The 24,380-nt window shown below is 53.7% G+C and carries 26 protein-coding genes; 7 read left to right on the top strand and 19 right to left on the bottom strand.

Annotated features, from left to right (window positions below; genetic code table 11):
• Positions 1-32 precede the first annotated feature (32 nt).
• Positions 33-1,043, bottom strand: a complete 1,011-nt coding sequence (locus ACQE3E_RS08375; protein ID WP_313728415.1) for a FecR family protein — start codon at positions 1,041-1,043, stop codon at positions 33-35.
• 72 nt (positions 1,044-1,115) lie between these two features.
• Entirely contained in the window at positions 1,116-1,682 is a 567-nt protein-coding gene (locus tag ACQE3E_RS08380; RefSeq protein ID WP_313728414.1) for an RNA polymerase sigma factor, read from the bottom strand.
• A gap of 348 nt (positions 1,683-2,030) precedes the next feature.
• On the opposite strand from ACQE3E_RS08380, the gene ACQE3E_RS08385 reads away from it, so the two are divergent.
• The 4 genes from ACQE3E_RS08385 to ACQE3E_RS08400 all read left to right on the top strand — a co-directional run bounded on the left by ACQE3E_RS08385 (position 2,031) and on the right by ACQE3E_RS08400 (position 4,261).
• Positions 2,031-2,627: a DUF938 domain-containing protein gene (locus tag ACQE3E_RS08385; protein WP_313728413.1), complete on the top strand. Its 597-nt coding sequence runs from the start codon at positions 2,031-2,033 to the stop codon at positions 2,625-2,627.
• 132 nt (positions 2,628-2,759) lie between these two features.
• Entirely contained in the window at positions 2,760-3,350 is a 591-nt protein-coding gene (locus tag ACQE3E_RS08390) for a cold shock domain-containing protein (protein ID WP_313728412.1), read from the top strand.
• Between the two features lie 151 nt (positions 3,351-3,501).
• The gene (locus ACQE3E_RS08395; protein ID WP_427501510.1) at positions 3,502-3,687 is read left to right on the top strand and encodes a YceK/YidQ family lipoprotein; all 186 of its coding nucleotides are present in this window, start codon (positions 3,502-3,504) and stop codon (positions 3,685-3,687) included.
• A gap of 310 nt (positions 3,688-3,997) precedes the next feature.
• Positions 3,998-4,261 carry a hypothetical protein gene (locus ACQE3E_RS08400; RefSeq protein ID WP_313728410.1) on the top strand — a complete coding sequence of 88 codons (264 nt, stop codon included), beginning with the start codon at positions 3,998-4,000 and terminating at the stop codon, positions 4,259-4,261.
• A gap of 60 nt (positions 4,262-4,321) precedes the next feature.
• Here ACQE3E_RS08400 and tnpC (ACQE3E_RS08405) read toward each other — a convergent pair whose 3' ends face one another.
• From tnpC (ACQE3E_RS08405) to ACQE3E_RS08425, 5 genes are all read right to left on the bottom strand, one after another.
• Positions 4,322-5,881 (bottom strand): IS66 family transposase, encoded by a 1,560-nt coding sequence (gene tnpC / locus ACQE3E_RS08405; RefSeq protein ID WP_313728405.1) that lies wholly within the window; start codon positions 5,879-5,881, stop codon positions 4,322-4,324.
• Between the two features lie 31 nt (positions 5,882-5,912).
• Positions 5,913-6,263 carry an IS66 family insertion sequence element accessory protein TnpB gene (tnpB, locus tag ACQE3E_RS08410; protein ID WP_313727828.1) on the bottom strand — a complete coding sequence of 117 codons (351 nt, stop codon included), beginning with the start codon at positions 6,261-6,263 and terminating at the stop codon, positions 5,913-5,915.
• Positions 6,239-6,646 carry a transposase gene (locus ACQE3E_RS08415; protein ID WP_231883784.1) on the bottom strand — a complete coding sequence of 136 codons (408 nt, stop codon included), beginning with the start codon at positions 6,644-6,646 and terminating at the stop codon, positions 6,239-6,241. Before ACQE3E_RS08415 ends, tnpB (ACQE3E_RS08410) begins: the two co-directional genes overlap by 25 nt.
• A gap of 242 nt (positions 6,647-6,888) precedes the next feature.
• Positions 6,889-7,485: an IS630 family transposase gene (locus tag ACQE3E_RS08420; RefSeq protein WP_313728407.1), complete on the bottom strand. Its 597-nt coding sequence runs from the start codon at positions 7,483-7,485 to the stop codon at positions 6,889-6,891.
• On the bottom strand, positions 7,404-7,886 hold the full coding sequence (locus tag ACQE3E_RS08425) for a helix-turn-helix domain-containing protein (protein ID WP_427501511.1): 483 nt from the start codon (positions 7,884-7,886) through the stop codon (positions 7,404-7,406). Before ACQE3E_RS08425 ends, ACQE3E_RS08420 begins: the two co-directional genes overlap by 82 nt.
• Positions 7,887-8,386: 500 nt before the next feature.
• Between ACQE3E_RS08425 and ACQE3E_RS08430 the strand changes: the two genes are divergently transcribed.
• From ACQE3E_RS08430 to tnpC (ACQE3E_RS08440), 3 genes are read left to right on the top strand one after another with little or no spacing between them, the layout of a single operon-like run.
• Positions 8,387-8,794 (top strand): transposase, encoded by a 408-nt coding sequence (locus tag ACQE3E_RS08430; protein ID WP_231883784.1) that lies wholly within the window; start codon positions 8,387-8,389, stop codon positions 8,792-8,794.
• Positions 8,770-9,120: an IS66 family insertion sequence element accessory protein TnpB gene (gene tnpB / locus ACQE3E_RS08435; RefSeq protein ID WP_313727828.1), complete on the top strand. Its 351-nt coding sequence runs from the start codon at positions 8,770-8,772 to the stop codon at positions 9,118-9,120. The genes ACQE3E_RS08430 and tnpB (ACQE3E_RS08435) overlap by 25 nt, the downstream gene beginning before the upstream one ends.
• A gap of 31 nt (positions 9,121-9,151) precedes the next feature.
• A complete protein-coding gene (gene tnpC, locus ACQE3E_RS08440) occupies positions 9,152-10,711 on the top strand; it encodes an IS66 family transposase (RefSeq protein WP_313728405.1) in 1,560 nt (519 codons plus the stop codon).
• A gap of 97 nt (positions 10,712-10,808) precedes the next feature.
• Here tnpC (ACQE3E_RS08440) and ACQE3E_RS08445 read toward each other — a convergent pair whose 3' ends face one another.
• The 12 genes from ACQE3E_RS08445 to ACQE3E_RS08500 all read right to left on the bottom strand — a co-directional run bounded on the left by ACQE3E_RS08445 (position 10,809) and on the right by ACQE3E_RS08500 (position 24,339).
• Positions 10,809-11,234, bottom strand: coding sequence for a hypothetical protein (locus ACQE3E_RS08445; RefSeq protein WP_313728404.1), 426 nt, complete (start codon positions 11,232-11,234; stop codon positions 10,809-10,811).
• Between the two features lie 48 nt (positions 11,235-11,282).
• On the bottom strand, positions 11,283-11,807 hold the full coding sequence (locus tag ACQE3E_RS08450) for a hypothetical protein (RefSeq protein ID WP_139306306.1): 525 nt from the start codon (positions 11,805-11,807) through the stop codon (positions 11,283-11,285).
• Between the two features lie 84 nt (positions 11,808-11,891).
• Positions 11,892-12,347, bottom strand: coding sequence for an SMI1/KNR4 family protein (locus tag ACQE3E_RS08455; protein WP_313728403.1), 456 nt, complete (start codon positions 12,345-12,347; stop codon positions 11,892-11,894).
• Positions 12,348-12,446: 99 nt separating this feature from the next.
• On the bottom strand, positions 12,447-12,911 hold the full coding sequence (locus tag ACQE3E_RS08460; RefSeq protein ID WP_427501512.1) for a WapI family immunity protein: 465 nt from the start codon (positions 12,909-12,911) through the stop codon (positions 12,447-12,449).
• Between the two features lie 111 nt (positions 12,912-13,022).
• Positions 13,023-13,340 carry a hypothetical protein gene (locus ACQE3E_RS08465; RefSeq protein ID WP_313728402.1) on the bottom strand — a complete coding sequence of 106 codons (318 nt, stop codon included), beginning with the start codon at positions 13,338-13,340 and terminating at the stop codon, positions 13,023-13,025.
• 81 nt (positions 13,341-13,421) lie between these two features.
• Positions 13,422-13,931: a hypothetical protein gene (locus ACQE3E_RS08470; protein ID WP_071158573.1), complete on the bottom strand. Its 510-nt coding sequence runs from the start codon at positions 13,929-13,931 to the stop codon at positions 13,422-13,424.
• 395 nt (positions 13,932-14,326) lie between these two features.
• Positions 14,327-14,977 carry a hypothetical protein gene (locus ACQE3E_RS08475; protein WP_313728400.1) on the bottom strand — a complete coding sequence of 217 codons (651 nt, stop codon included), beginning with the start codon at positions 14,975-14,977 and terminating at the stop codon, positions 14,327-14,329.
• Positions 14,978-15,093: 116 nt separating this feature from the next.
• Positions 15,094-15,399 carry a hypothetical protein gene (locus tag ACQE3E_RS08480; protein ID WP_313728399.1) on the bottom strand — a complete coding sequence of 102 codons (306 nt, stop codon included), beginning with the start codon at positions 15,397-15,399 and terminating at the stop codon, positions 15,094-15,096.
• Between the two features lie 59 nt (positions 15,400-15,458).
• Positions 15,459-15,779 carry a DUF3630 family protein gene (locus tag ACQE3E_RS08485; protein ID WP_281022859.1) on the bottom strand — a complete coding sequence of 107 codons (321 nt, stop codon included), beginning with the start codon at positions 15,777-15,779 and terminating at the stop codon, positions 15,459-15,461.
• A 79-nt stretch (positions 15,780-15,858) separates the two neighbouring features.
• Positions 15,859-16,251 (bottom strand): pentapeptide repeat-containing protein, encoded by a 393-nt coding sequence (locus tag ACQE3E_RS08490; RefSeq protein ID WP_313728397.1) that lies wholly within the window; start codon positions 16,249-16,251, stop codon positions 15,859-15,861.
• Positions 16,252-16,402: 151 nt separating this feature from the next.
• Positions 16,403-17,245, bottom strand: a complete 843-nt coding sequence (locus ACQE3E_RS08495) for a hypothetical protein (protein ID WP_313728396.1) — start codon at positions 17,243-17,245, stop codon at positions 16,403-16,405.
• Positions 17,246-17,907: 662 nt separating this feature from the next.
• Positions 17,908-24,339, bottom strand: coding sequence for a PAS domain S-box protein (locus ACQE3E_RS08500; protein WP_427501513.1), 6,432 nt, complete (start codon positions 24,337-24,339; stop codon positions 17,908-17,910).
• Positions 24,340-24,380: the final 41 nt, after the last annotated feature.

Raw genomic sequence — 24,380 nt, forward strand, 5'->3', positions numbered from 1 at the left:
ATTGAGTGCAGGGAACTGATGGCACGAGATGCCTAGCGCTGCAATACCACCCACGGGCCCAGACGGGTAGCACGGATGCCGAGGACTTTGTGCAAGGTTTCCAGCACCACGTCCGGATTGTCCAGCGGGAATACGCCGGTGACATGTTGCTGTTTCAGCGTTTCATCGGCGATATAAATCCGCCCCAGGCGGTAGCGTTCCAGTTCGTTAACCAGATCCGCCAGCGGCCGGTCGCTGACGATCAATTGCCGTTGCTGCCAGGCTTGCGCCAATTCTAAATCGATCGTTGCCAATGCGCCTGTTTGACCGGGCCGATAGCTCAGTTGCTGGCCCTGCTCGATCCTGATGCCGTCGGCAGTCTGCCGGCCTGTCGGCAAGGCGAGTACGGCATGTTCTTCCACGATGACCTGAGTCTGGCCGCCGCTTTGGTAGACGTCGAAAACAGTGCCCAAGGCCCGCACGTTAAGTTCGCCGGCTTGTACCTGAAACGGATGCGCTGCATCGGCCGCCACCTGAAAACGAGCCTGGCCGTGGTGCAACACGATTTGCCGTACGTCGGCGTTGAAGTCGACCGAAATCGCGGTATTGGTATTGAGCAGCAGGCGGCTACCGTCCGCCAGTTCGAGTTGGCGCTGTTCGCCGGTGCCCGTATGGTAGTCGCTAAAATAGTCGGCAAGCAGATGGCTTTGTCTGGGCATAATCGTGAGCACGGCCAACAGCCAAACCGCCGCCATCGCTAGGCCGGAGCCAAACCAATATCGGCCCCGCGCAGCTTGCCGCGACAGCCGCTCGGGCGGATTTGTCGGTGACGCAGTCTGCGGCGGGGGCGTAACGGCCAATTTATCGGAATGGGTTGCGACAACGGCCATCTCGTTCAGGGTGTTTTCCGCTGCGGCGAAGGCTTCGGAATGGCGGTAATCCTGCGACAGCCATTCGGCGAATGCCAGCGTTTCCGCTTCGCTCAAATCGTCCGAACGCAGGCGCACCAGCCAGCGCACGGCTTGGCGTTTCAAGTCTAAGGCGCTCGGATCGTTGCGGGTCATCGGCGGCATTCGACTGCCGAAAAGGGCAGCAGGGACTCGATACCTGCTAGTAGGGTGTGACCTGTATCCATATCAATCGTCCAGCCGCAGCATGCAATGCAAAATCGCCTGTTCCAGCAGCCTGCCGACCGAGCGCTGCGAAATATTCAGGCGACCGGCGATTTCCGCGTAGGACAGGTTTTCGATTTTGTTCAGGATAAATGCGGTGCGGCAGTCGGCGGATAATTCGCTCAATGCAGCTTCCATCGTGCCGAAGCGTTCGCGCGATAGCAGAATCCGCAACGGATCGGTCTGGGCGTGGTCAGCCACGGTGTCGGCCAATAGTTCGTCGTCGACGTCGGCCAAAATTTGGCTTTTGACCTTGCAATGACGCTGATAATCGATCGCCAGATTGACCGCGATGCGAAACGCCAGGGCTCGGGCGTTGTCCGGCAGGTTGGTATGGGCGCTTTTGTAGAAACGCAAATAGGTTTCGTGAGCCAAGTCCTCGGCGGCTTCCGGGCATTTGACCCGGCCGGTCAAAAACGTCCGCAAGTCGTTTGCCAAGGCCTCTGTCCACAACTGGGCGATGAAATGGTCGGTTATGGTCGCATTCAAGGTGCGTATTTTGGTTTCAGTGTACTGGTAAGCAATTGGCATTTAACCGCAGTCGGCGATCGGCCGTGGGCTGACTCTTCTGTCATTAAGCTACCGGCGGATACGCCCCGTTGTCAAACGCAACGGATGCACGGGAGGTATTGGGCGGCGCTTAGGCAGGTGAAAATCGGCCAGAGACATAGGTTGAGAGTGAGGCAACGAACCCCAACAGGGATGATCTTTAAATCATCGCTGACTTGGATGTTTTGTTGTCGATGGCTTGCGGGATGGTTTTGCGGTTGTCGGGTTGGGGTTGCTGTCGTCTCGGCAAGGCAATTGCTCCAGGCATTGTGATCGTCGCGCCGAATCAATAGCATAATACCCGGCATCCTAATCCCGACCAGAACCGTAATGACAGCCAAGCCCTTCTCGCAAGCCTGCGAAAACAACAAAGACCCGATATTGCAAGTGTTAAAGACCGCGTTTACCGAGCCGGCGACGGTGTGGGAGATCGGCAGCGGCACCGGTCAGCATGCTTGCCATTTTGCCAGGCATTTGCCGCATCTGGAATGGCAGCCCACCGACCGCGCCGAGCATTTGCCCGGTATCGCGCTGTGGCGCGACGAAGCCGGACTGGACAATCTGCGCCCGGCCCTGGCCTTGGACGTGACCGACGCGATCTGGCCTTGTAACGGCATTGATGCCTTGTTCTCCGCCAACACCTTGCACATCATGGGGCATGCCGAAGTCGAAGTGTTGTTCCAAAAATTGCGGATTCATCTAAGGCCGGTCGCGACCGCATGCTTTTACGGCCCGTTCAATTACCAAGGCCGCTACACTAGCGACAGCAATGCCCGCTTCGACGAATGGCTAAAGCAGCGCGATCCGCGTAGCGGCATCAAGGATTACGAATGGATCGCCAAATTGGCGGCGTCGGCCGGCTTGACGGCTGTAGCCGATGTAGAAATGCCAGCCAACAATCGGACCTTGGTGTTCCGGACCGGCTGATCGCTCAGGGGAGAGCCGAGTGCGGCTATCCGCCGGATATGCAATTGTTGGCTACAGAAACCGTGTTAAAGCAGGCTGAGATGATTGCAAGTGAGTTGGCTGCTTAATCCTAAAATGACAAATAACTAAGCGATGGAAACGGAAAAGGGCAAACTGGTTCGTTGGGTAGAAGACAGAGGCTTCGGTTTCATAAAACCGGAGTCAGGCGGCGCCGATATTTTTATCCACATATCGGCTTTGAAAAGTATGAGCCGTTCTCCAGTTGTTGGAGACGTTATTTATTACGAAACAAATCTTGATGATAATGGCAAGCTACGCGCGATCAACGCAAAAATAGAAGGTGTGTCTCCGGTTTTAACAGTCGCTCCAATTGACAGAAAGCGTAAAACACCGAAATCCACTTTACCGGAACAAAGACCTCACGGAAGCCGCAACACCTATAGACCACCGTATAAGAAATCAGGATATAGATTTATTCCTGTGCTGCTTATAGTTGCCGCTGTTTCAATCTTCAGCAAGTTTGCGAATCAAAATGGCTCTAGTGGTCAGCCGGTATTGCCAATTGCTGAACCCGAAAAACCCATTCAACATTTTCAGTGTCAAGGTAAGGTGTATTGCTCGGAAATGGGGTCGTATGAGGAAGCTGTTTTTTATCTCCGGAATTGCCCTGATACGAAGATGGATGGTGACAATGACGGCATTCCTTGTGAGCAACAGTTTTAGCTTATTTGACGTGATAAGCTAGATGGTAGGTTGAAGGCAATCATATAACAGGAATAAGTTGAAAACATTCGAGAATATCGTCATCTGTGTTTTTTGCAGTATGGGACTATCCGGCTGCGCCACTTTCAAAAGCTTAAATGCCGAAGTTCCGTTGTATGAGCGCGTATTCATCTACTGCGGCACTCGGCTGGATTGGGCGGCGTTGGAAAACGACAATGCGACTATCCGAAAACTCAAGACCGAAGCTCCACGCTATCCGCTGGTCGATCTGCCGTTCAGCTTTGCGATGGATTCCGTGTTTTTACCGTTAGCGATCAGTGCGGAGATTTTTCACTGATGGCGGTTTTTCATTTGGGATTCCCGTACCGTCTTTAAAAGGCTCAATTCTACGTTGTCGGATTTTGCGCCAAATTTGATGCCGTTGTCTAACACTTGGGCATTTCCGAAATATAAGCTCGCTGCTTCCGTTAGGCGTAGTCCTGCCTAATTGCCAAGCCCAGACTGGCTAAATTGGCCGGTTTTCGACAAATCCGTCAGTAATTAAACTAACATAAAAAATCAGTCATTTTTTTAAATGTTGGCTAGGCTTTAATACGCGGAACGACAGCTTATTCCGCGCGTTTGGTAATCAGTTTAAGGAGATGACGATGAGTCAAAATTTGATTTCAATCAGTTTTACCGATAGCGCGCTCGCTGAAATCGATGCGGCGCTGAGTGTTTTGGAAAGTCATTTTTCCAGCTTTCTCAATCTATCGCCCAACGAACGGCATAGTCTGGCGAAGATGGGCGATAAGACCGAAGCGTTTTGTCGGCAGACGCTCATCGTCTCCGGTCAAAATCCGCAAGCGCTGCCGCCCAGCCTGGATGTCAACGAAGCCGTGGCCGATTTTACCGCGCTGGATCAATTGTAAGCGATCTTTGAAGGACGCACTAGAACTGAAACGGACAATGACTTAACCGTTGGCGTGCGATTAGTCCGTTAGGGCGTCGAGATTCCAAGGCAACAGCGCTTCGAACTCTTCGACAGTTTTTGCGGTGGGAAGCTTTCGGAACAGATCGACCAGATAGGTGTAAGGGTCGACGCTATTGGCCTTGCAGGTTTCGATCAACGAGTAAAGATTAGCGCTGGCACGGGCGCCGGCCACCGTATCGCAAAACAACCAATTGCGGCGGCCCACCACGAAGGGGCGTATGGCGTTTTCGCAGAGGTTGTTGTCGATGGGCCAAGCGCCGTTGTCGACGAAGCGGATCAGTTTGGACCACTGCGATGACAAGTAATGCAAAGCCTTGCCCAGCAAACTACCGGGGATTACCGCATGCAGATGTTGTAGCAGCAGGGCTTCGATTTTGACCAAAACCGGTCGGCTTTGCTCCTGGCGCCGCTGCCCACGCTGTTCGACGCTCAGGTCTTCCGTCTGAGTTTCAATCGCGTACAGTTCACCCATCGCCGCGATAAACTGCGTCGCCAGTTGCTCCGGGCCGCGCGCGGCTTTAGGAATGGCGGCTTCGGCCTCGACAAAATAACGCCGCGCATGCGCCCAACAGCCGAGGTGAATCGCACCCCGGCTGGCTGCAATGGCGTTATACACCTCATAGCCGTCGCTCATCAGTACCGCGCCGGGTTTGATGCCTTCATACAACGGCTGCGCATGCGTTCCGCCGCGCCCCGGCGTGTAGCTGAACAGCCGAATCGGCGGTCCGGAGCCGGTCATTTGTGCCCACAGATAGCTTTTGCTTTGCGCGGCTCGGCCGGATTCTTTGAGCACTTGAACCACGGTTTCGTCGCCCAGGATCAGATCGGCATCGAGCAGATGGTCGCGCAGCAAGTTGATGATGGGTTGCACTGCGTCGCCAACCCGCACCATGCTAGCCGCCAGCGTGTTGCGCGACAGATCGCCGCCGAAACGGCTCAACAGCGCGGCTTGCCGATACAGCGGCAGGCTATCCTGGTATTTGGCGGTGACGACCCAGGCTAATGCCGTTTCGGTGAGTAAGCCTTTGGGGATGATGCGAACCGGTGCCGGCGTCACGCGAATGCTTTCATCGCAGCACGGGCAGGCATATTTGACGCGGTGATGTTGAATGACTCGCACCTGTTGCGGCACGATGTCGAGCTGCTCGCTGATTTCAGCGCCGATTTCCACCAGACGAGTACCGTCATGCGCACAGATGCGTTCGGCTTCCGCTAATTCATGGCGCACGATCTCACGCGGCAGATGCGGATCGAGCGGTTTGCGACCGCGTTTCTTACGGCGGTGACCGGCCACCTCGACCGCTTCGGGCGTGGCTTCCTCGGCGATTGGAGCACCGTTCGGCGCCAACACTTCGGCTTCGTTCAGGAACAGGTCGCGCTGGGCCGGATTGGCCCGCGCCTCGGATTTTGCGGCATACAGCCTATGCAGAAAGGCATCCACACGTTCTTTCAATAAATCCCGCTCGACCGTCACCAACCGCAGTTGACTCGCCAGCCGTTGCTGCTCGGCCAGCAAGGCTTGGTAGTCTTCGGTGGACAGCGTGATGGTGGGCGTCATGCCGTTATTTTACCGGCTTTACATCCGCGTTTCAGCCCACTTGGGTATAGGTTCGTGCCGGATGCGGCCGCATCGCGGCCAAGTCAATACCGGCTAACAACCAGTGGAGTTGCTCGACCGTCAACATCACAACTGCTGCCTCTTTCGGCCAGTGAAAACGGTCGGCTTCCAGCCGCTTGAGCATCAACCAAAAACCGGTGCGGTCCCACAACAGCAGTTTGATCCGATCCCGCCGGCGGTTGCTGAACACGTAGATGGCCGGCTCGAACGGATTCAAGCCTAATGCCTGCTCAACCAGCAGCGCTAAACCATTGATGGCCTTGCGGCCGTCGACCGGCTCGCGGTGCAGGTAGACCTTCAATCCTGCGTCGAAACGAAACATGGCAGCTCGGCCAACGCCTTCAAAATCACCGGCAGGTCGCTCAGTGCGACAGGCTGTAACGCGAGTTTAACGCCGTTGGGCAACTCCGCACTGAGCGCTGACTCAGCCGGTTTCTCTGCGCTCAGCGACTGAACGGGCACAAAAGCCGGCAACGTTAATGGACTGTTCGGATTCGGATGTCCTGTTTCTCGGTAATGCCCCATCCACTTGCGCAGCAGATTGGCATTGATACCGTATTGCAGAGCGATCTTGGCAACCGATGTGCCCGAATGCAAGCAAACTTTCACTAGCTCCCGCTTGGCTTCCGGATCATAAAGGCAACGGCCGTCTCGCCCGTGCCCCACGATTAATGGCCGCGATAATCGCGTGTTATGCTCCTTCATAGGTGTCCACCTGATTATAAGTGGACACTATCTTCGTTCCTTTCGAGCTGTTTATACAGATGCTGTTAAAGGACCGCTTACGACCCATCTGGCATAATCACGCGGGCGGGAAACCCATTCGGGACTGGCACTGAGATGGCTCCATTCTTCAAATTACCCAGATTATCCTGAATCAAGCGCGCCGCCACTTGGTGGTCTACCTTTTAGAAGTACTCACTCTCTCCAATTCATGAAATAAGCTCTTAGCAAAAAGTTAGCGTGTATTGTGAGCCAAACCCTCGGCCAATTTCGTCAATAGCCTGCTCAAGCTCATCCGGCATAAATGTTTTGAATGGCAGCCATTCATATTTCATTTTATGCCACAGCAATTCAATCCGATTCAACTCAGGGCTATAGGGCGGCAGGAAATAAAATCGAATACCTTTCTCTTCCAGCAAATCCCAATACGGCTTCAGTTTTTTGGCCGTATGAATGGACGCATTATCTAAAATCACCACCAATGGCTTGCTGACGCGTTGGACCAATGCCATCAGAAAGCCAAAAAACCACAGACCATTGACGCTTTGCCACAGCTTAGTCAGCATTAATCGACCCGATGAAAGCAAAGCGCCAATGACGTTCATCCGCTGCGCGCGTTTAGCGGTAATGGCATGAACTTCTCCGCTTTTGGTCCAAGCCGAACGATTCGGTGGTTGTGGTGCAAATCCGGCCTCATCCACATAGGCCAATTCGATTTCGCCGGCTTGCGCTTGCTGAATCAGTGCGGCAATGTCGTGTTGGGCCCGCTCGAAGCGCTCGGGATCACGCTTTTTTTTAAACTGTAACGGGTGCGCTTCCATACATAGCGCATCCGTTTTAACTCGTTCCGCAAGGTGCTGGCGCTAATCGTCACGTCGCATTCCGTCGTTAGACGACTGACCAATGCCCGGCAGTTTAAAGGTTCCGCATCGATCCATTCTTTGAGCCGGCATCGATGCGCGTCAGTCAATTTACTTGGTGCACCACTGCGGGGTTGATCCGGTAAACTGTTCAGCCCATTTCTCCACCACTTCCGCCGCCGCTCCCGTATAGCTTCCGGTTTCACGCCTTGCTGTTCTGCAATCGCAATGACTGTCTGGCCATTGGCTAACATCAAAATGGTCTGTGCCCGCTCCCGTTCTCGCCAATCGCTCCCTTTTTTGATAATTTGCTGGAGCTGCTCTCGTTCGCTTTCGTTCAATTCTATTGCTCTTGCCCGCATTCTGTCGCTACCACCACACCTGAAATCTCGCTATTTTAATGCATGGTGATTTGTTGTTAAGCGCTTAACACTAAAAGCCTTGCGGGCAAGGCAAATAGTGATTCCCTTAATACTAAAAGAGTTGCGAGCAACGCTCCGAGCAATAAACGCAAGGCAAAAAGCGGGACGGACGGGGATTTTCATTTACAGCGGCAAGTATGTTGCCGTTCAGGCTTCGATAGGACTCTTGCATATTCCGATCGAACCCGCGAGCGATTCCGACTTCAAAACTGCCAGGCATTCCGGTCGCGGAACGGTCGCCGGTTCCGACCCAAAGTCGGCCAATGACCGGAGGTAAGCCAATGGCCGACAGTAGGATGGGTAGAGCGAAGCGAAACCCATCAATCGAAGCGCCGGTAAATGCGATATGACAGAATATCGTAAGCGGTCCTTTAACAGCATCTGTATAAACAGCTCGAAAGGAACGAAGATAGTGTCCACTTATAATCAGGTGGACACCTATGAAGGAGCATAACACGCGATTATCGCGGCCATTAATCGTGGGGCACGGGCGAGACGGCCGTTGCCTTTATGATCCGGAAGCCAAGCGGGAGCTAGTGAAAGTTTGCTTGCATTCGGGCACATCGGTTGCCAAGATCGCTCTGCAATACGGTATCAATGCCAATCTGCTGCGCAAGTGGATGGGGCATTACCGAGAAACAGGACATCCGAATCCGAACAGTCCATTAACGTTGCCGGCTTTTGTGCCCGTTCAGTCGCTGAGCGCAGAGAAACCGGCTGAGTCAGCGCTCAGTGCGGAGTTGCCCAACGGCGTTAAACTCGCGTTACAGCCTGTCGCACTGAGCGACCTGCCGGTGATTTTGAAGGCGTTGGCCGAGCTGCCATGTTTCGTTTCGACGCAGGATTGAAGGTCTACCTGCACCGCGAGCCGGTCGACGGCCGCAAGGCCATCAATGGTTTAGCGCTGCTGGTTGAGCAGGCATTAGGCTTGAATCCGTTCGAGCCGGCCATCTACGTGTTCAGCAACCGCCGGCGGGATCGGATCAAACTGCTGTTGTGGGACCGCACCGGTTTTTGGTTGATGCTCAAGCGGCTGGAAGCCGACCGTTTTCACTGGCCGAAAGAGGCAGCAGTTGTGATGTTGACGGTCGAGCAACTCCACTGGTTGTTAGCCGGTATTGACTTGGCCGCGATGCGGCCGCATCCGGCACGAACCTATACCCAAGTGGGCTGAAACGCGGATGTAAAGCCGGTAAAATAACGGCATGACGCCCACCATCACGCTGTCCACCGAAGACTACCAAGCCTTGCTGGCCGAGCAGCAACGGCTGGCGAGTCAACTGCGGTTGGTGACGGTCGAGCGGGATTTATTGAAAGAACGTGTGGATGCCTTTCTGCATAGGCTGTATGCCGCAAAATCCGAGGCGCGGGCCAATCCGGCCCAGCGCGACCTGTTCCTGAACGAAGCCGAAGTGTTGGCGCCGAACGGTGCTCCAATCGCCGAGGAAGCCACGCCCGAAGCGGTCGAGGTGGCCGGTCACCGCCGTAAGAAACGCGGTCGCAAACCGCTCGATCCGCATCTGCCGCGTGAGATCGTGCGCCATGAATTAGCGGAAGCCGAACGCATCTGTGCGCATGACGGTACTCGTCTGGTGGAAATCGGCGCTGAAATCAGCGAGCAGCTCGACATCGTGCCGCAACAGGTGCGAGTCATTCAACATCACCGCGTCAAATATGCCTGCCCGTGCTGCGATGAAAGCATTCGCGTGACGCCGGCACCGGTTCGCATCATCCCCAAAGGCTTACTCACCGAAACGGCATTAGCCTGGGTCGTCACCGCCAAATACCAGGATAGCCTGCCGCTGTATCGGCAAGCCGCGCTGTTGAGCCGTTTCGGCGGCGATCTGTCGCGCAACACGCTGGCGGCTAGCATGGTGCGGGTTGGCGACGCAGTGCAACCCATCATCAACTTGCTGCGCGACCATCTGCTCGATGCCGATCTGATCCTGGGCGACGAAACCGTGGTTCAAGTGCTCAAAGAATCCGGCCGAGCCGCGCAAAGCAAAAGCTATCTGTGGGCACAAATGACCGGCTCCGGACCGCCGATTCGGCTGTTCAGCTACACGCCGGGGCGCGGCGGAACGCATGCGCAGCCGTTGTATGAAGGCATCAAACCCGGCGCGGTACTGATGAGCGACGGCTATGAGGTGTATAACGCCATTGCAGCCAGCCGGGGTGCGATTCACCTCGGCTGTTGGGCGCATGCGCGGCGTTATTTTGTCGAGGCCGAAGCCGCCATTCCTAAAGCCGCGCGCGGCCCGGAGCAACTGGCGACGCAGTTTATCGCGGCGATGGGTGAACTGTACGCGATTGAAACTCAGACGGAAGACCTGAGCGTCGAACAGCGTGGGCAGCGGCGCCAGGAGCAAAGCCGACCGGTTTTGGTCAAAATCGAAGCCCTGCTGCTACAACATCTGCATGCGGTAATCCCCGGTAGTTTGCTGGGCAAGGCTTTGCATTACTTGTCATCGCAGTGGTCCAAACTGATCCGCTTCGTCGACAACGGCGCTTGGCCCATCGACAACAACCTCTGCGAAAACGCCATACGCCCCTTCGTGGTGGGCCGCCGCAATTGGTTGTTTTGCGATACGGTGGCCGGCGCTCGTGCCAGCGCTAATCTTTACTCGTTGATCGAAACCTGCAAGGCCAATAGCGTCGACCCTTACACCTATCTGGTCGATCTGTTCCGAAAGCTTCCCACCGCAAAAACTGTCGAAGAGTTCGAAGCGCTGTTGCCTTGGAATCTCGACGCCCTAACGGACTAATCGTACGCCAACGGTTAAGTCATTGTCCGTTTCAGTTCTAGTGCGTCCTTCAAAGATCGCTTACAGAATATCGCCGACATCGCCTCAAAGGCGGTTGTTATTTTTTCACAGTCAATTTGGCGGAACGAAACCGGACTTTGCTGACCGATAGGATTGAACTACTTTGCGAGTCTTTTCGTAACGAGAAAGAGCAACTCTTCGATCGATGCAGTTGCACGGATATCAGTGCAAACACCGCGGCGGCCGCGACGAGTGCAGGGCCAAAACGGAGCCAGTACTCGACGGGTGCGAAAAGTAGTGGCATGAACCAAAGAGCGTCTTTTGCGGTCTTCGGATTGTCGATAGCAATATATACGCCAAAGAAGAAGGACCCTGCGACGTTGAACAGCAAGATGGTCAATAGGAGGCTGGTTGTGGCTCGGTACGCGGATGGGCTTCTGTTTCGCTTTTCGCGGATGATCGATTGACCGATCGCGGCAGTCGTGGCGAAAACCGGGAACGCAAGCGCGACTGCAGCCTTCATACGCGGCCTAACGTGAAGCTACCCGATTGGCCCTCACGGCGCAACAACTCACTTCGTGACTTTCAGTCGCGCTGTAACAGAAAGGACTCGGCCAGAAACTTTGTCTTTGACGGTCGCTGTGACCTTGTAGTCGCCAACAGGATCAGTCTTGTCGAAGCCTACAGTCATACTGGCTTGGCCGAGCTGTAAGAGGCGTTGCTGCATGGGCTTTCCAGACCAAACTGGGCCACCACCCGCCGTCATTTTGCTTCCATCTGGCCCTTCGAGGATGAAATCAGATACCACGTCGCAAACGCCACCGACATTCGGCGCACAGCCATGAAAGATGAGGAGTGCGGAGACCGTTTCGCCTAGACGTACCGTGTTGGTAGTAGTCAGTTTCGGCGGGGGCGTGGATGAGTTCCATGTTTGGCGAAACTGACCTTCGTTCGCAGTAAGAACGATTTGAATGCCGAAGTCTCCAGCACTGCGCATGTTGTCAGAATCAGGAATGGGCTTTCCGCTCGGATCAATCCATCCGCTTTGAGCGGCAAGCGGAAGAAGCGCGACGAGTAAGGCTAGACACCATTTCATAAAAGAGGCTCCAATAGTGAGGGCCAACGACAAGCTCACCCGACGAAAACCGCATCGCGGTTTTTGGTCGGGTGAAGCGACGGGTTATGCGCATTCTTCATGCAGCCCATCAATAAATTCTGAAAGTGCATTGGACAACTTTGTCATATTCTCTTCCCAAGGCTCACCGTCATAATTTGCCATCTCATGATCCCAATAGTAAACAGCGCCATAGTCTTCGTCTTTTAGACTCAAGCAATAGACATTGCCACCAGGGCTTTCGCCGAAGGGAAGATAGTGGCCCGGAATTAAGTCTCGATAGTTCTCCGTACTCAGTATTAGGTCTGACACATACGAACGGAACTCTTCACCATAGAAGAAAGCAACAGAATCAAAGTATTCGCCCTCGAAGCAAACGGTGTCCGGTTTTGGTTTACCTCCATTGGACTTTAGCAGAAACATCTTTAGTTCCGACGGCAACTTAATGCCAATTCGTTCTTCTATACGCTCAATATCCGATTCACTGAGCGGAACTGCGGATTCGATGATTTCAGTTTCCATAGCTCTTTCGCGCATAACGTTTAAGGTAACGGGCGGCCAAACAGGCGGCGAAGCCGGCTGTTTGGGCGTCCCTGTTGACCGCATTGTTGGGCGTTTTGCTCATCGATTTAGCGCCTCGGGTTCTCTCAGGGGCAGCTTGGCAAGGATCGCTTGGCACCCCGCAACAATGGGCGGAAGGTACGATTGGTCAATGTTGTCTGTGTAGCTGTGGGTTTCAGTCATGTGATCTGGGGTAATAGATATCTTTACTCGTATGTGCCCACCTGTTTGCGCCAAGAGTTCTATTCCGAGATACGGTTCCATGCACTGCAGCGCGGCTTGGCCTTGGAGTGTTTTATAAAGACTCTCCGTTTCCCGAAGAAGACCAGCAATTTCTCCCAAATGAACAATGGAGCCATGTGTACGTACAGAAGAATTTGGATACAAGCAATAGGCCGTGACTCTTAGCCAATGGCCATCCCAGTAGTCCTCGGATTGAGGAAACTCGCGGCCATGTACCCATAGATGAAGGCCCGCAATTTTGAGATCGGGTTCGCCTAGTGCTTCAAGTTCCCGTGAGTTCATGCTCGTGATGCCCAACGTAGAGCTAACCGGCGCTGCGCGGCTTTATCGCGCAGCGTCCAGCGACTGAAAGGAGCGAGGTTGAGCGCCATGTTATGCGTGGTTTCATTGGCATTACTCATAAACAGATGAAATCCCATGCTCTTGAAGATGACGTTCCATCACTTCGAAATACTCAGAGACCAGACCATAGTAAGGGCGCCATTCCTCAGATGCCGGGCTTTGAAGCATGTGTACCCTGCCACGCTGAATGAAAAGGGGAATGGGTTCGGTGTTGTGCCCCAAATAACAGCCAATGATGTTATTTACGTAACAGACGAGCATATAAACAGTGGTGTTTCTTCTAAACCCGCGCTGCGGCACATTTTCCTGTGCATTCAGGCGCCGATGCCAATTGTCCAACGCGCTCGAAACGAACAGATTACCGGCCATGGGAGTAACACGCATAACGTAAAAGTGAGGGGCGCGACGCCGATAGGCGGAGCGTCCCACTCGACTGCCGGGTTGGGCGGCTTATCGCTCGAAGAACCACTGCATGAACTCCTCGGCGACTTCCGGCGACAACTCCTGAACTGCCTCAGCAACAGCGACTTGGCCTTTTGATGCTGCAATGGCAGAGAGAGCACAAGACAACAAGGTGTCATCCCATTCGCGAGCGGAGGCAGCCGCAACTAAAGCTGGCAACCGTGACAATGCCTCAAAGTACGAGGGAGCAATATCTTCTGGAACGGGTACGCCTTTTTTCTTGCGGCATATCTCTACCCATGCGGGAAACTGAAAATAGGTGAAGTCCGCTTTCATGGGGGAAGACGCAAGCGCCTGTACCACATGCGGGACTGCTGCGAATGATGCTGAGTAAACATCGCCTTGATGAGCGAGAGCGCTCCACAAAGTGAACCAAGGTTCTTTGTCATCCGAGGAGTCTGGAACATCAGCTAGTTGCTCTAGCAAAGCTGGAATGTCGGAGGCGTGCCCGTAGGCATGCTGTAGCTCAGACCAACGAGGACTTTCGAGACTAAGCAATGCGTTCTCCTTTTGACGCCCAACGAATAGAGTTAACCTGCCAAAACGGAGCGAAGCGGAGTTTTGGTCAGGTTTAACGACTGGTTAAATGCCTTGATGACATTTCCAAACAATAATTTTGATTCAAGCAAAGAAACACGAATGACGCTGAAAATCATGGCTTAACCTGGAGGGAAAAACCTTGTCTGGTTGAACGCATGTTAACCTGCAAGGTTTTTCCCTCCAGGTAATAACATATTTTCATGATTTCTTCAGCCATTATTTGCTATTTCTTTACGATAAATTAATTGCTTTCCAAGCCTTTCGAGATTGGCCCCGCATTTAACGCCAGCGTAACCGGCCGGTTTGGAGCGCCAGCGGAAAACCGGTCACGTTGACGCAATCGTTAGAGCCCATTAGTTCACACTCTGAACTATCTGTTGCCCAAGAAAAAAGTAGATACTTGGCAAATTAAAACGAGGGTCAGACGCAGGGAACACTAAATCGCTATTCGTATCACCTACTTCCCGAAAGTCAGTTCCGTTACGCTTTGTCCTGAATTCGGTAAGTTCGCTGGTGCCAATTTTGTACCGCCCGCCTGGGTGAATGTCTGAGTAGCCCTCCTTCTTTAATTTATCAAAAAGGCGCTCCTCTTCTCCCGAAGATTCAAAATTGTTTTGAACGGAACCATCTTGGAGCGCAGGGAAGAGCCAAGCCCAACCGCAATAAGCCTGAAAAAGATCATCGTCAGATATTGCGTTTAAGTCACTACCAAGAAAAGACCACGTTAGCCCCCCGTTGACGAAACCTCTACCGACAGTTCCGTCCGGCATGGTATATGAGACGAGATGGATTTGAACATTCCCGTACGATATTAGCTTCGCGTTGTAAGTTTTAATAAAACTCACACTCTTCGGTGCGACACCAAACTCTGCTGGGTGAGATAGCCACTCGGCCATCTTTTCTTCGATGGGTCTCTTGTTACTAGAACCAAACATTTCATTCTCTTGCGCACATGCCGAGACCAAAAAGCTCAACATCGACACAACAATTGCTCTGTTCCACATACCAATGTCCTTTACGATCTAACGCCAGTGTAACGGGCCGGTTTGGAGCGCTAGCGGAAAACCGGTCACGTTGACGCAATCGTTATGCGCTGAAGCGACAGTTAGCATTAAAGCTGTCACAAAAAACCTCTACGAACCGCACGATCTCTGAGAGAGGACACCCATTCATTTTTTGGATTTTCAAGGCAATCAGCCATTGGCCAACTTGGCGCGGTCTCAATCAGATGAAGGAGTGACCACGCAAAACCGTAACAGCTGTCGGGCGGACCAAAAAGTGAAATAAGGTTTCTTGCTTCTTCATCCGACAACGGTTTCTCGATGGCTCGAAGCAAACCTTCTGCCTCGCGCAGATACCCCAACGAAGCCTCAGCCTCGGGTGGCAACGGTCTGAGATCAATGAGTTGCTGAATTTCGGGACGCATAACGCCCAGCTCACCCGACGAAAACCGCATCGCGGTTTTTGGTCGGGTGGAGCGACGTGTTATAAGCCATTTTGGTCGCTTTGCACTTTTGCCAATTCATAGAGTTTTTCGATGGCATTTTCTCCTCCTCGCTCCTTTGGTTCAACAGAAACTCCATTCGGAAAATCATCGTAAACGAAATTAAGGATCGAACCTTCATATTCAATTTCCCAAAGGTGAATGTCTGGCCCTTCAATTTTCTTAACAATTGTTGCGCCTATCTGCGCGGCATATTTTTCGGCAAATAAAGGGAAGGACTCCCAGCTTCCGGCCTCAGTGAGTTCTAGGCAATAAAGCCCGGATGCCATTTTCTGAAGTTTCGGATGTGCAAATCGAATCATCTCTTGTGCCTATAACGTTGAAATTCAGCGGCCGCCGAAGGCGGTCCGCTGGAATGACGGGTTGGGCGGCAATTCATCGTCACCGCTCCCATGATGGCAGTTCGTCTCCGTCGGCTAGCTCGCAACCGTAGAAGGTTGCGCCCTTAACCTTAACGCCGTTAAGCAAGGCACCCGTTGCCTTGATCGATTCGATTGCGGCGAGCTCGAAGATGGCACCTGTCAGGTCCGCATTTGAAAAGTCGGCACACTTGACGTTGCATTCCCGAAAGCTAGTGCCCCGCAAACTTGCACCCGAAAAGTTGGCGTCAAAGAACCATGAATGTTTCTCAAAGTCTGCGCCGTCCAGCACAATCCCGGAAAGGTCGGCATCGCTCAGCTCGGTATCCGGGAAACGGCGTTCCCCAGCGGCATAGCGTTGCTCAAGTTCGGCGCGGCTTTCTGGAGGTCGATAGTCTTTCGGATGGTTACGCACGAGAAGTTGTCCTTGCTGCCCAACGTAGAGCTAACCGGGCGCGGCACGGAAAGCTGAAAAAATAAATACCGCATTATAACCGCGCTCCGGTTGAGCGCCATGTTAGGCCGGAAAGTAAGAATTTAATTTTACTCGGACCCAGTTTTTAGGGTTATTTCCAGAGATGGCGGAATATACGCGTAAGCGAACCAGAAATCTCAGGCAGCTCATTTGGCAACCCCTCATGAAATTTGATTTCATTAATATTCGATAGTGGAGTTTCAATATAACTTTTCTCCTTTGGCGACCAAATAATGTTTGTTGTTTCAGTCGTTAAAAACAAGTTACCGTTTTCCTCGCCATTTTTTAGCACGAGAGTAACCGGAACTCCTCCTCCGTATTGTATTTCACGCAAGAAAGATGCGTAGTTTTCGGCATCAAATATTTTATATGCTACCAGAGCAACCAAGGAAATAGACGTGGTAAGCGCGAATGGCCTTATAAATGACTTCCAGACAATTAATGCTCCCAATATAAGACCCGTAGCAACCACAAAAATAATTAGCTCAAATTTTCCCCATGAAATCGAAATAGATTTGTCACCGTTAGAAAGGTATTCGACGATTACAGATACGATAGCACTTATAGTCGACGTAAATAATCCAGAGACCATTTTGATTACTACTTGCGGTAAGTTTTCAAATTTCCTATGAAGAATCTCGGCTATATAAGTTAGCAGACCGTATACAAGTAGTGCACTTATTAAAGAAATCGCAAGAAAGGCAAAACTAAGCACAGAAATTGCGATATCTAAGTACGGCACATTTTCTACTGGTAACCTTCCACCATATGACACGGCATAATTGTAAATTGCATATTTGTTGAGAAATGTTATAAAACCAGATCCACCAAAAACGCCAATGACTGATGCCAAAGCCAATTTAATCCAAGGATATGCAGCTATTAGCTCCTTAAATGAAGCCATGACTTTTTCCATAGTTTCTTTAATGGCCATATGACCGGAAAATTCCTGGATGCCTAACTATTGATTATCAGGCAAATCTGCCCGTATAACCTGATATTCATCGCCTTTTCAGGCACTTTTGCCTGCGTATCCGTAAAAGTGGGCATGTTTGCCTCGATAACTTGATATTGGCGGCCAATTCAGGCAACCTTGCCTGCGTATTAAATTCGCCGCTGACTTTATCAGGTAGGTGTTTTGTGTCAAGCACCAAATTGCCAAGCTTATTGGACTGTGTGTCGCGTGATGCGGTTGAAACATTATTCCTTGCATACCGAACGTAGTTACTGCGATTGGATCAAGCAAGGCCGTAAGGTGCAATCGTAGGGCGTCAATAGGCGTAGCCGTATTGCGCCGTATGTTGGTCTTTAATCATTCGGCGCATGACGCTACCACTAATGCGCCCTACGCGAGCTTCAACACCGCCAGGCATTCCGGTCGCGAAGCGGTCGCCGGTTCCAATCCAAATTCGGCCATCGATTCCGATGCCTTTACGCCGGCAGTGAATGACGGCGTTTGGGAATGGCGAATTGACGCAAACGACCCTTAGCCGCCTGTTACGTTTCTCCTAACCCGCCAGTCAGCCGAATCCGGATTCCGCGAACTGTAAGTCCGTAAAGCGACCATTCGGAATCTAATAAACCAAGCACAACCGATTAATTAAAATGGTCATTGTGAGTTTTCCAGTCGCGCAATTCTTTCAGCATCTGCTCGATCATCTCGGCTAGCCGCCGAGCCAGACCAAAAGCCTCCTCCTGCTGTTTGCGAGCCATCGTCGTCAATTCAATTGCGACCTGCATGACGGCATTGGCCTGTAGGTTACCGGCTTCGCTCTTGAGTTCGTGGGCCAGAGATTCGATGGCGACATAATTCCCATCCGCCGCCAGGCAGCGCAATTGCGCCGAGGTGCTGGTATGGGCGTCGAGAAATAATTGAACGATACGCCCGACCAAATTGGGGTATTTGCTGAAGTTTGTATGTAAAGCCGACCAGTCAATCAAACTCGGCGGATCTTCAATGCCTCGTTCGAGGACTGACTCTGCAGCCTTCGGGCATGTCGAAGCGGAAGCGCCGTTAACCTGTGCCAGGATGGTTTCCACCAGTTGGTCGATCGCGATGGGTTTGGTGACGGTCGCCACCATCCCGGCAGCCAAGCAATTGTCGTGTTCTGCCTTCATTGCGTGGGCCGTCTGACCTATCACCGGCAGGTTGGGACGGATAGTCTTGATTTGTCGAGTGGCTTCCAGTCCATCCATGACAGGCATCTGCACGTCCATCAGGACGGCATCGAACGGCCGGGTCGCCTGCGTAACCGCATCGACAGCCGCCTGCCCATGCTCGACGATTAGCAGTTCCGCGCCTTCGTCCTCGAGCATGCCTTCGATGACAACCCGGTTGATTTCGGTATCCTCAGCCACCAGCAGTCGCAAACCGGCCAGTCGCCGGGTGCCCGTTATTGCCAGAGGGTTAACGGTAACGGGGCGTTCGGTTTCTGGCAGCGTCAGCCGTAAGGTGAAGGTGCTACCTATGTCAGGCGTACTCTCCATGGTCAACGAGCCGCCCATCAGTTCCGCCAGACGGCGACTGATGACCAGGCCGAGGCCGGTTCCGCCGAATTTGCGGGTCGTGCTGCTGTCCGCCTGTTCGAAGGGCTGGAACAAGCGGGCGATCGTTTCCGGCGGAATGCCGATGCCGGTATCGCGAATCGCAAATACCCAGTCACCGCTATCGCGCCAAGCCGAAAGGCTGATTTCGCCTTGCTCGGTGAATTTGACGGCGTTGGACAGCAAGTTGAGGAGAATTTGTGAAATGCGTGTCGGATCGCCCAGGCAGCGAACGGGCAGATCAATCTTCTCTACCGATAGCTTGAGGCCTTTGCTGGAAGCCACGGTAGCAAAGGACTGGATAGCTTCTGCCACGACTTCGGCCGGGTCGAAGGGCACGGTTTCGATATCGAGCTTACCGGCCTCAATTTTGGAAAAATCGAGGATATCATTGATGACGGTCAGCAGCAGTTTGCCCGAGTCGAGGATGCGCCCAAACGTCTCCTGCACTTTGGGACGGCCGGCATTATCGCGGTAGCCGATCTGGGCCAGGCCCAGCACACCGTTCAACGGCGTCCTGATCTCGTGGCTCATGTTGGCGAGAAATTCGGATTTGGCTAGAGCGGTTTGTTCGGCGGACTCTTTGGCCTGGTTCAGGGCTTCCTGCAAGGCCAGACGTTTACGAATGTCGAAGAAATAACCATATAAGTACTGCCGGCCGTCTCCCTGAAGCAGGTTGATAGAGACCTCCACCGGTATCAGTTCGCCGGTGGCAACGCGATGGCGGGTCTGGATCGTTAAATGCTCCGCGGTTTTGATCTCGCTGAGGACTTCTTGGAGTTTTTCCGAACTAACATCCGGATCCCAATCCGGGACTCGCATCGTCAGAAGTTGCTGTTTGGGAAATCCATAATGTTTACAGGCAGCCTTGTTGGCAAAGATCAGGCGAAAACCATCGTCGGCATCCACAACATAAAAGGGGTCGGCACTATCCTCCACCATTGAATTGAGCAGTTGCAGATTTTCGTTGGCGCTTTTCAAGGCCTGCTGCTGCTGCTGCAGCGCCAATTCGAGTTGTTTCCGTTGACTAATGTCACGCCACGCCACCATCAAGGCCTTGCGACCCGAATAATCGATAGGCGAAACGGTAATCTCGGCCCAGAAGTCTTCGCCATCAAAGCGACGGTGTACCCATTCAAACCGGTTGTATTCTTGCTCGAGCGTCTTTTTGATTTTTTCGGGAACCGATTCCCGAGAGGTACGGCCATCAGGCTGTTGCGGCGGTGACACTTGATCCGGTGTCAGGCCGATAATCTCGGCTCTTGTGCCTCTCAGCATCTTCTCGGCGGCTTTATTACAGTCCGCGATCTTGCCGCCGTCGAGTTCCATGATGAGGTAGGCGTCGGGTGAGTCTGTAAATAAAATGCGCAGTTGGTGCTCGCTTGCCGCCAATTTTGATTCAGCGTTCTTGCGCGTGGTGATGTCCATCGCCACGCCTTGCAGGCCGATGGCGGCTCCACTGTCGTCTTTTACCAACTCGCCACAGGCAAATACCCAACCCCGACTGCCATCCGCGCGTTGAGTTTGCAGCTCAAGTTCGTACGCTTCGCCGGTCTCGCGGGTCCGATGCAATGCTTCGTTCAACCGCTCCCAGCTGTCCGAGGTAAAGATGGCTGCCTGTCTGGAATAGTCGGGTGCTTCGGCCGACGGCTCTATCTCGAACATCCGGTAAAGTTCCGGCGACCAGGCTACCTTGTCGGTCGCCAGGTCCAGCGTCCAGCTCCCAATCTTACCGATGCGTTGGGCTTCATTCAGTGCTCGGGTACGCCGCTCGACTTGTTCCTCCAAACGTTGATTGAGACTGGCCAGCGCTGCCTCGCTGGTCCGTAGAATGTCTTCAGCTTGCTTTTGGCTCTCGATGTCGGTACTGGAGCCGAACCATTTGATGATTTCCCCGGCATCATTCCTGACAGCCTGCGCGAGGGATTTGAACCAGCGATATTCGCCGTCATGCCGCCGGATGCGGTACTCGATCTCGAACGGTAGGCCTTGAGCTGCAGTCGCCATCCAACCATCGATAGTCCGCTGGCGGTCATCCGGGTGGATCTGATCGAGCCAGCCATAGGTCAGTTGTTCGGCCTGGCTCATGCCGGTATAGGCTACCCATTGCGGGCTCAAGTAATCGCACGTGCCGTCGGGTGTGCAGGTCCAGACCAACTGCGGCAGGGACTCGGTTACTTGCCGGTAGCGGCTCTCGCTCTCGCGTAGCTCATTCTCCGCCCGCTTACGGTCGGTGATGTCGAGGGCGATGCGGCAGATGTATTCGGCCCGGCCCGCGTCGTCGAGGATCGGGAAAATGTGGGATAAGTAGATGCGCGGCACACCGTCCACCGGTACGATTTCCTCTATGGAGTGGCGGGCCATGCTCTCCAGAACCAGCTGGTCGTGGGCCTGGAGGACCAGGGCGGTCGCCTCCGGGTATAAGTCGAAATCGGTCTTGCCGATGATCTGCGCCTCACTCAGATGGTGAATGCGTTGCAGGTTGGGGTTGGCCAGGGCGTAGCGGCCGTCCGGGTGTTTGAGCGATAGGACCGAAGGCGAGTATCTAACGATAGAGTCCAGCCGGTGTTCCCGTTCGCGCAGGGCTGCCTCGGCTTGTTTGAGGTTCTCGATGTCGGTATTGGAACCAAACCATTTAACGATGTCGCCGGCATCGTTTCTGACCGGCTGGGCGACGGTTTTGAACCAGCGATACTGACCGTCATGCCGGCGGATACGGAACTCGATCTCGAACGGCAGACCGTGTGCGGCGGTTGCCAGCCAATGGTCCATGGCTAGTTGACGATCATCGGGATGGAGCTGATTTAGCCAGCCATAGCCCAGTTGTTCGGCCTCGCTCGTGCCGGTATAGGTCAGCCACTGCGGGCTTAGATAATCGCAGGGACCATCCGGCCTGCAGGTCCAGACCAGTTGCGGTAAGGATTCGGTCACCTGACGGTAGCGGCCTTCGCTCTCGCGCAGCCGCGCTTCCGATTGGCGTATCTCTTCGTTGGCCTGTCGAACGGAGGTAATGTCGGGCAGAGTAAGAACGACGCCGACAATCCGGCCATCGAGGTTTCTGTAGGGCAGGACCTTGCGCAAATACCAGCGCCCCGCGGTACTACGAACTTCCACTTCGGGCGCAATGCCCCCTTGCATGATCAGCAGGCAATCCCGCGCCAGTTCCGGATCATCGAAGTGGCGGACGATGTCGTCGAGGTGGCGGCCCAAGTCGCCCGGAATCACACGCATCAGTTGCGCGCAGGCGGGAGTGAAACGGCGGATACGCAATGCCTCGTCGAGCAGCAACGTGGGCGTATCGCTGTTATTCAAGAGGTTGCCGAGATCGGCATTAACGGTCTCGAGTTCGGAGACTTTGCCATCCAGCAGCGCATTGGTCGTCGACAACTCCTCATTTAGGGATTGCAGCTCTTCCTTGGAACTTTCCAGTTCTTCATTGGCCGACTGCAGTTCCTCGTTCATCGCCATCACTTCTTCGTTGGCGGTCTTGAGTTCTTCGCTGGAATGCCAAGATTGTTCGATGGTGCGGTGCAAATCCTCACGCACCGTATTCAATTCTCGGTCCAACTGTTGGGTAATCCAGGTTTCGCCGGCGCTGCCGGTTTGAACCACGGTACTTTGTTCGGTTCTTTCCTGCGGGCTCAACACAATCAGCAGGACCTCGTCAGCTTCCGTCTGCTCCAGTGGTGTAACCTCGATTCGTATCAGGGCATCCCCCTCGGCGGGATCGATAGTGACCGCGACCTTGTCGTGTTGCTCTCTGGCTCGACCGATCGCGGAACGCAGTATCGTGACCAAAGATGGGCGTACCAGCTTGAATATCTCGAGGGAAGGCTCACCGACCGGCACGCCGAGATAAGAGGCCGTGTTCCCGGACGTGAAGAGGACTTCATTGTTACCATTGATCAGCAATTGGACTGTGCCGAACCGGTCCAACAGGCTGCGGTAATATTGAGTATCTCCCCATGGGTTAGCTCCACTCCTGGCTTCCCGCAGGGAAGGGAAGCCGCGGCGCGGAGAGGCGGCGCCGGCAATTGGCAACTGGGGCGCCTTGCGAGTATCGCTCCCGGAGACAAGGTTGCGATAGATACGCCAAGGCTTTGATACTGAGCGGAAATAAGCGGGCTGATGGCCGATGCTCTCCGAACTGCCCAGAAAAAGGTAGCCCTCCGGATTCAGCACGAAATGGAATAGCGCCAAGAGCTTCTTTTGGACCTCGGCATTCAGGTAGATCAGGACGTTGCGGCAAATGACCAAGTCGAGTTTGGAGAACGGCGGGTCGGCGATCAAGTTGTGCGAGGCGAAGACGATGGATTCGCGCACGCCTTTCTTGATCCGATAACCGTCCTTGCTGCTGTCGAAGAATTGCTCGATCTGGGCCGGGCTTAGGCCGCTCAGGCCGTCTTGGGGGAAACTGCCGTTGCGGGCTGCCGCGAGGGCCGTTTCGTCGATGTCGGTTGCAAATATCTGGATCAGCGGCGGCTGTGCATGGGCGGCAAACCACTCAAAGAAAAGTATGGCTATTGAATAGGCTTCTTCGCCAGTGGAGCATCCGGCCACCCATACGCGGACCGGATCATTCGACGTTTTGGCTTGGCAGATGGCGGGAACCACCTCCTCCTCAAGGATGTGGAAGGCTTCCGGATCGCGAAAAAACTCCGTGACACCGATGAGCAGATCTTGGGCCAACCGATCAATTTCCTCGGCTTGCCGGTCTAGCAAATTGAGATAGGAGGAAACATCTTGGATTCGCACCGAAGCCATGCGCCGGGCAATGCGGCGCCGGATAGTGGCGGGTTTGTAGCCACTCATGTCGTTGCCCCAGCGATCACGGACCTTGCTGAGAATACGGTGAATAATATCCTCTTCCGGCTCTGGTTTGGGATCGGCAACGACCGGCAGAGTACTTGGCTTGCTAGCCCATGCCTGCAATACGGTCGCGATGTCGACTACGGGCATGATCTGGTCGGCTATCCCCGACAGAATGGCACTGGTCGGCATGCCGTTAAAGTCAGCATTCACCGGGTCTTGGACGAGGACAATTCCACCCGCTTGTTTGATCGCCGCCCCCCCTTTGGTACCATCGACACCGGTACCGGATAACACGACGAGCGCCAAATCCATGCTGTTCTGCTCAACAACCGCTTGACAGAATTCGTCGATCGGATGGAATCGTTCATCGGGCGATGCGGGCGAGGTCAAGTGTAGTATGCCATCGCTGAAACTGAGCGACATGCCGGCAGCCGCGACATGAATTCGGCCCGCTTCAAGTTGCATGCCTTCCTTGATCTCTATTGCCGGAAGATGTGTCCAGACGGACAGGAGCGAGGCCAACATGCTCTTGTGATCCGGGCTACGATGCTGAATCAGCACAAAAGCAACCTCGGTCTCCGCGCCGACATCTCGGAATAGTTCTTTGATAGCCCTCAATGACCCCGCTGAACCGCCGATGATAGCGAGTTTTGGTCCTTTAACGGTGCTCACAAAAGACTCCAAATCATACCCACTAAAGTTTCTGGGTTATA

It is taken from the genome of Methylomonas sp. MED-D, assembly GCF_050276835.1.
GTDB lineage: Bacteria > Pseudomonadota > Gammaproteobacteria > Methylococcales > Methylomonadaceae > Methylomonas > Methylomonas koyamae_A.

Coding starts and splice junctions, on each gene's coding strand:
- ACQE3E_RS08375 (WP_313728415.1), bottom strand. CDS start 1,043: ATGACCCGCAACGATCCGAGCGCCTTAGACTTGAAACGCCAAGCCGTG.
- ACQE3E_RS08380 (WP_313728414.1), bottom strand. CDS start 1,682: ATGCCAATTGCTTACCAGTACACTGAAACCAAAATACGCACCTTGAAT.
- ACQE3E_RS08385 (WP_313728413.1), top strand. CDS start 2,031: ATGACAGCCAAGCCCTTCTCGCAAGCCTGCGAAAACAACAAAGACCCG.
- ACQE3E_RS08390 (WP_313728412.1), top strand. CDS start 2,760: ATGGAAACGGAAAAGGGCAAACTGGTTCGTTGGGTAGAAGACAGAGGC.
- ACQE3E_RS08400 (WP_313728410.1), top strand. CDS start 3,998: ATGAGTCAAAATTTGATTTCAATCAGTTTTACCGATAGCGCGCTCGCT.
- tnpC (WP_313728405.1), bottom strand. CDS start 5,881: ATGACGCCCACCATCACGCTGTCCACCGAAGACTACCAAGCCTTGCTG.
- tnpB (WP_313727828.1), bottom strand. CDS start 6,263: ATGTTTCGTTTCGACGCAGGATTGAAGGTCTACCTGCACCGCGAGCCG.
- ACQE3E_RS08415 (WP_231883784.1), bottom strand. CDS start 6,646: ATGAAGGAGCATAACACGCGATTATCGCGGCCATTAATCGTGGGGCAC.
- ACQE3E_RS08420 (WP_313728407.1), bottom strand. CDS start 7,485: ATGGAAGCGCACCCGTTACAGTTTAAAAAAAAGCGTGATCCCGAGCGC.
- ACQE3E_RS08425 (WP_427501511.1), bottom strand. CDS start 7,886: ATGCGGGCAAGAGCAATAGAATTGAACGAAAGCGAACGAGAGCAGCTC.
- ACQE3E_RS08430 (WP_231883784.1), top strand. CDS start 8,387: ATGAAGGAGCATAACACGCGATTATCGCGGCCATTAATCGTGGGGCAC.
- tnpB (WP_313727828.1), top strand. CDS start 8,770: ATGTTTCGTTTCGACGCAGGATTGAAGGTCTACCTGCACCGCGAGCCG.
- tnpC (WP_313728405.1), top strand. CDS start 9,152: ATGACGCCCACCATCACGCTGTCCACCGAAGACTACCAAGCCTTGCTG.
- ACQE3E_RS08445 (WP_313728404.1), bottom strand. CDS start 11,234: ATGAAGGCTGCAGTCGCGCTTGCGTTCCCGGTTTTCGCCACGACTGCC.
- ACQE3E_RS08450 (WP_139306306.1), bottom strand. CDS start 11,807: ATGAAATGGTGTCTAGCCTTACTCGTCGCGCTTCTTCCGCTTGCCGCT.
- ACQE3E_RS08455 (WP_313728403.1), bottom strand. CDS start 12,347: ATGGAAACTGAAATCATCGAATCCGCAGTTCCGCTCAGTGAATCGGAT.
- ACQE3E_RS08460 (WP_427501512.1), bottom strand. CDS start 12,911: ATGAACTCACGGGAACTTGAAGCACTAGGCGAACCCGATCTCAAAATT.
- ACQE3E_RS08465 (WP_313728402.1), bottom strand. CDS start 13,340: ATGGCCGGTAATCTGTTCGTTTCGAGCGCGTTGGACAATTGGCATCGG.
- ACQE3E_RS08475 (WP_313728400.1), bottom strand. CDS start 14,977: ATGTGGAACAGAGCAATTGTTGTGTCGATGTTGAGCTTTTTGGTCTCG.
- ACQE3E_RS08480 (WP_313728399.1), bottom strand. CDS start 15,399: ATGCGTCCCGAAATTCAGCAACTCATTGATCTCAGACCGTTGCCACCC.
- ACQE3E_RS08485 (WP_281022859.1), bottom strand. CDS start 15,779: ATGATTCGATTTGCACATCCGAAACTTCAGAAAATGGCATCCGGGCTT.
- ACQE3E_RS08495 (WP_313728396.1), bottom strand. CDS start 17,245: ATGGCCATTAAAGAAACTATGGAAAAAGTCATGGCTTCATTTAAGGAG.